A 4774-nucleotide genomic window follows, 5' to 3' on the forward strand; every position below is an offset into this window, starting at 1 on the left:
CTGAAATCAGACGTCGTTACAAAATCAAAAGAAGTTTTGTCTTCAGGCTGATCAATATCGGTAAATTGACGCAGCTGCATCGCTTTCTGAGGGAAAAACAGAGAATCGGAGATACGTTCGATCATTGTGATCATCTGCATCATATTTTCAAACACCATTTCCTTTTCAAAAAAAGGATTGAAAATCGTTCCCTGCATACATTTGTTATCATAAGAATACACTTTGATCAGTGTTGTTTTCATTTCTCTGGGAATAAATTTGGCAGGACTGATGGACATATTTTTCCTCCTCTCAGTTTCTTTTTCATGGATTGATTATAACATAATATGGTTACAAATACAATCTTTCTTGCCGTAGTTTGAAAAAATCATAACTAGTATTTGACAAAAATTATATATTGCAGTATCATGAAAATAACTTGGTTACAAATTACGTTATAAAATCACAATACTGAAAAGGTTGATGCATATGAAACCCAATTATGAAATTACCATGTTTGGTGAATTTACCATTTCCAATGGGAAGGAGATCATTACAGATCAGGCGAACCGTTCTAAAAAAGTATGGACTTTGCTGGAATATCTGATCGTACATCGTGACAGAGCGATAACACAGAAGGAACTGGTCGATCTGCTCTGGCCGGGCAATGATACCAAAGATCCTATCAATACGCTGAAAGTACTGATGCACCGCGTGCGTACCTTGCTGGACGAACTTGGTAAGGACAGCGGTAAAAAAATGATTTATTATAAAAGCGGTGCTTATGGCTGGAATGATGAATTAAAATACAGCATTGATACCGCAGAATTTGAAGCAATTTTGCAGCATGGATCAGAAGCGGATAAGGATAAGAAACTGGATTATCTTTTACAGGCCATCCGCCTGTATCAAGGGGATTTTCTGCAGAAAAATGCAACTGATCCATGGATCGTAGAGTTAAGCGGCGTTTATAAAGCCAAGTTTTTGCAGGCATCTTCCGAGGCAGCGGAAATGCTTTTTGAACAGCACAGATATACAGAGTTGATCAGTCTCTGCAGACATGTTATCAAATTTAACCCTTACGAAGAAACATTCTATCTTTATCTGCTGAAGGCGCTGGTCAAAACACAGCAGGCAGATAAGGCGCAGGAAGAATATCGTCATATTTCCGAACTGTTTTTCCGCGAGTTTGGTATCACGCCTTCGGAAGAACTGACGGCCATCTACAAAGAGGTGGTAGAAACATCCCATATGCCGGAAATGAACCTGGAGATCATTAAAGAAAAATTGACAGAAGAACCGACAGAAGGCAGTTTTTACTGTGAATTTGAATTTTTCAAGACCATTTATCGTCTGGAAGCACGTTCTGCTGCCAGAACCGGTCAGTCGGTTTATATCGGTCTGATGACAGTGATGAATGCAAAAGGGGATGACCTGCCAAATCAGAAGACCACGAACCGCGTGATGGATGCTTTGCAGGAAACGATTCGAAGAAGCCTGAGAAAAGGTGATATCTTTACCCGCTACAGCCTGAATCAGTATCTGATCATGCTGCCGACAACGACCTATGAAACATCCAATATGGTCATGGAACGTATTAAAAAAGCGTATCGCAGAGAGTTTCCCAATACGCCTGTTCTGCTGCGCTGCAGCACGACCCCGCTCACACCGGATGAATTGAAGAAATGAAAAATAACCCCGAGAAATCTCGGGGTTATTTTTGTTATGCGTTCAGTTTTGCAATAACTGCATCGGCAAATTCTTCTGTGCTGGCAGAACCGCCCATATCCTGTGTCAGTGTTTTTCCTTCGGAAATAATTTCGGATACTGCTTTTTCGATGGCAGCAGCCGCAGATGCTTCGCCCAGATGCGCCAGCATCAGGCTTGCGGAAAGGATGCAGGCAGTAGGGTTGATCTTATGCTGACCGGCAATATCGGGGGCAGAACCATGGATGGGTTCGAAAATAGCGCCGTCTACGCCGATGTTTGCACTGGGTGTCAGGCCAAGGCCGCCCACCAGACCGGCACACAGGTCAGACACGATATCACCATACAGGTTGGGGCAAACCAGTACATCGTAATCTTCGGGATGCATCACCAGTCTCATGCACATCGCATCAACGATACTGTCGTTGAATTCGATCTGAGGATATTCTTTTGCAATTTCTCTTGCAACGCTGAGGAACAGGCCGTCTGTGCATTTCATAATGTTTGCTTTATGTACGGCTGTTACTTTTTTTCTGCCTTCGCGCACAGCGTAGTCAAAAGCATAACGGCAGATACGTTCGCAGCCTTTTCTTGTGATGAGCTTGATGCTTTCTGCCGCATCTTCGCCTACCATATGTTCAATCCCTGCATACAGGTCTTCTGTGTTTTCTCTTACGATCACGAGGTCGATATTTTCAAATCTTGTGATAACGCCGGGATAAGTTCTGGCAGGGCGTACGTTTGCATAAAGGTCGAATGTTTTACGCAGGGCCACGTTTACGCTACGGAAACCTGTGCCAACGGGTGTTGTGATAGGGCCTTTCAGAGCTACGCCGTTTTTGCGGATGGAATCGATGACATGATCGGGCAGGGGAGTGCCGTATTTTTCGATCATCGCTGCGCCTGCTTCCATTTCATCCCATTCGATAGCTACACCGGTCGCTTCTACGACTCTTTTTGCTGCTGCAACGACTTCGGGGCCGCTGCCGTCACCGGGGATCAGAGTTACTTTATATGCCATAATTTATTTACCTTCTTTCGTATAGTTCAGCAGACCGCCTGCCAGCAGGATATCAGCCTGTCTTGCGGAGATATTCAGTCTTGTTGCAAAGTCTTTGCCTGTACGCAGGCATGTTACCATGACTTCCTGGCCTTTCACTGCGCCTTTGATCTGGTCGGCAGCGTATTTGATCACCAGTTCATCGCCCAGCTGGATGCTGTCATAATCCCATTCGTTTACGAATACCAGAGGCAGGATACCGTTATTGATGAGGTTTGCCATGTGGATACGTGCAAAGGATTTTGCGATAACGCCTTTTACGCCCAGCTGCAGAGGAGCCAGCGCTGCATGTTCACGGCTGGAGCCCTGACCATAGTTCTGACCGGCAATGATGAAGCCGCCGCCTGCTTTTTTCGCTCTTGCAGGGAATTCTGCATCGCAGGGTGTCAGGCAGTAATCTGCCAGATAAGGTACGTTGGAACGGAAGGGTAGGAGCTTCGCATTAGAAGGCATGATATGATCTGTTGTGATGTTATCATCCACCTTGATCAGGCTGCTGCCTTTGATTTCTTTAGGCACTTTTGTATTTTTAGGGAAGGGCTGAATGTTAGGGCCTCTCACGACTTTTACATCTTCACCTTCAGGAGCAGGAGCAATGATTAGGTTGTCATTTACCATGAAATGTTCGGGCATGGAAACCAGAGGAGCATCACCCAGACCGTGAGGATCTGTTACCACACCGGCCAGTGCGGACGCAACGGCTGTTTCAGGGGAAACGATATAAACCTGTGCAGATTTTGTGCCGCTTCTGCCTTCAAAGTTTCTGTTTACGGTACGCAGGGATACAGCGTTTGTAGCAGGAGCCTGACCCATACCGATACAAGGGCCGCAGCCGCATTCCAGAATTCTTGCACCGGCAGAAATGATATCTGCCAGCGCGCCGTTTGCAGCCAGCATATTCATTACCTGTTTGGAGCCAGGTGCAATAACCAGGCTGACATCAGGATGTACGGATTTGCCTTTCAACAGGGCTGCTACTGTCATCATATCTGTATAAGAGGAGTTTGTGCAGGAACCAATGGCAACCTGATCTACTTTCAGCCCCTGAATATCTTTTACGTTTTTAATATTATCTGGAGAGTGAGGGCAAGCCACCAGAGGAACGATCTCATCCAGAGCGATCGTCACTTCTTCATCATAGGTTGCATCTGCATCGGCACACAGTTCGATCCAGTCTTCGCCGCGGCCCTGTGCATCCAGAAATGCTTTTGTTACTTCGTCAGAAGGGAAAACAGATGTGGTTGCACCTAGTTCTGCGCCCATGTTTGTGATGGTCGCACGCTGGGGAACAGACAGTGTTTTCACGCCTTCACCGGCGTATTCCATAACTTTGCCTACGCCACCTTTTACAGACAGTCTTTTCAGTACTTCAAGGATCACGTCTTTTGCAGTTACCCAAGGGGAGAGTTTACCTGTCAGATTGATTCTGCAAACCTTGGGCATTGCCAGATAGTAAGCACCGCCGCCCATAGCTACGGCAACATCCAGACCGCCTGCGCCGATGGCCAGCATACCGATACCGCCGCCGGTAGGAGTATGGCTGTCGGAGCCCAGCAGTGTTTTACCGGGTTTGCCGAAGCGTTCCAGATGAACCTGATGGCAGATACCATTACCGGGTTTGGAGAAATAGATACCGTGTTTGGATGTTACTGTCTGGATATATTTGTGGTCGTCTGCATTTTCAAAACCTGTCTGCAAAGTATTGTGGTCGATATATGCTACGGATTTTTCTGTTTTAACACGGGGGATCCCGATGGCTTCAAACTGCAGATATGCCATTGTGCCTGTGGAGTCCTGTGTCAGTGTCTGGTCGATTTTGATGGCGATTTCTTTGCCTGCTGTCATTTCGCCGCTTACCAGATGGTTTTTGATCAATTTTTCAGTAATATTCATTCCCATTTTTCTTTCCTCCCGGAGAATATGTTTTATCTGTCGTGTAATTTATAATCTTGCTGCCAGTTCAGGAAGCAATGTTTTTAATGCTTCTTCCATTTCTTCTTCACTGATGAAAGTCATTCGGCCGCCTTC

4 protein-coding genes are annotated in these 4774 nt (G+C 45.9%); 1 reads left to right on the forward strand and 3 read right to left on the reverse strand.

The features are described from left to right. On the reverse strand, positions 1-278 hold a 278-nt coding region (locus tag ACJMLT_RS07100; RefSeq protein ID WP_405728654.1), incomplete at its 3' end, for a hypothetical protein. A gap of 190 nt (positions 279-468) precedes the next feature. Between ACJMLT_RS07100 and ACJMLT_RS07105 the strand changes: the two genes are divergently transcribed. Next, complete coding sequence (locus ACJMLT_RS07105; RefSeq protein ID WP_405728657.1) at positions 469-1668, forward strand: BTAD domain-containing putative transcriptional regulator; 1200 nt, start codon at positions 469-471, stop codon at positions 1666-1668. Between the two features lie 34 nt (positions 1669-1702). Here ACJMLT_RS07105 and ACJMLT_RS07110 read toward each other — a convergent pair whose 3' ends face one another. Further along, complete coding sequence (locus ACJMLT_RS07110; RefSeq protein WP_405728660.1) at positions 1703-2707, reverse strand: isocitrate/isopropylmalate dehydrogenase family protein; 1005 nt, start codon at positions 2705-2707, stop codon at positions 1703-1705. Between the two features lie 3 nt (positions 2708-2710). Beyond that, complete coding sequence (locus ACJMLT_RS07115; RefSeq protein ID WP_405728663.1) at positions 2711-4645, reverse strand: aconitate hydratase; 1935 nt, start codon at positions 4643-4645, stop codon at positions 2711-2713. Positions 4646-4774 lie beyond the last annotated feature (129 nt).

Source organism: Anaerotignum sp. (assembly GCF_045122575.1).
GTDB lineage: Bacteria > Bacillota > Clostridia > Lachnospirales > Anaerotignaceae > Anaerotignum_A.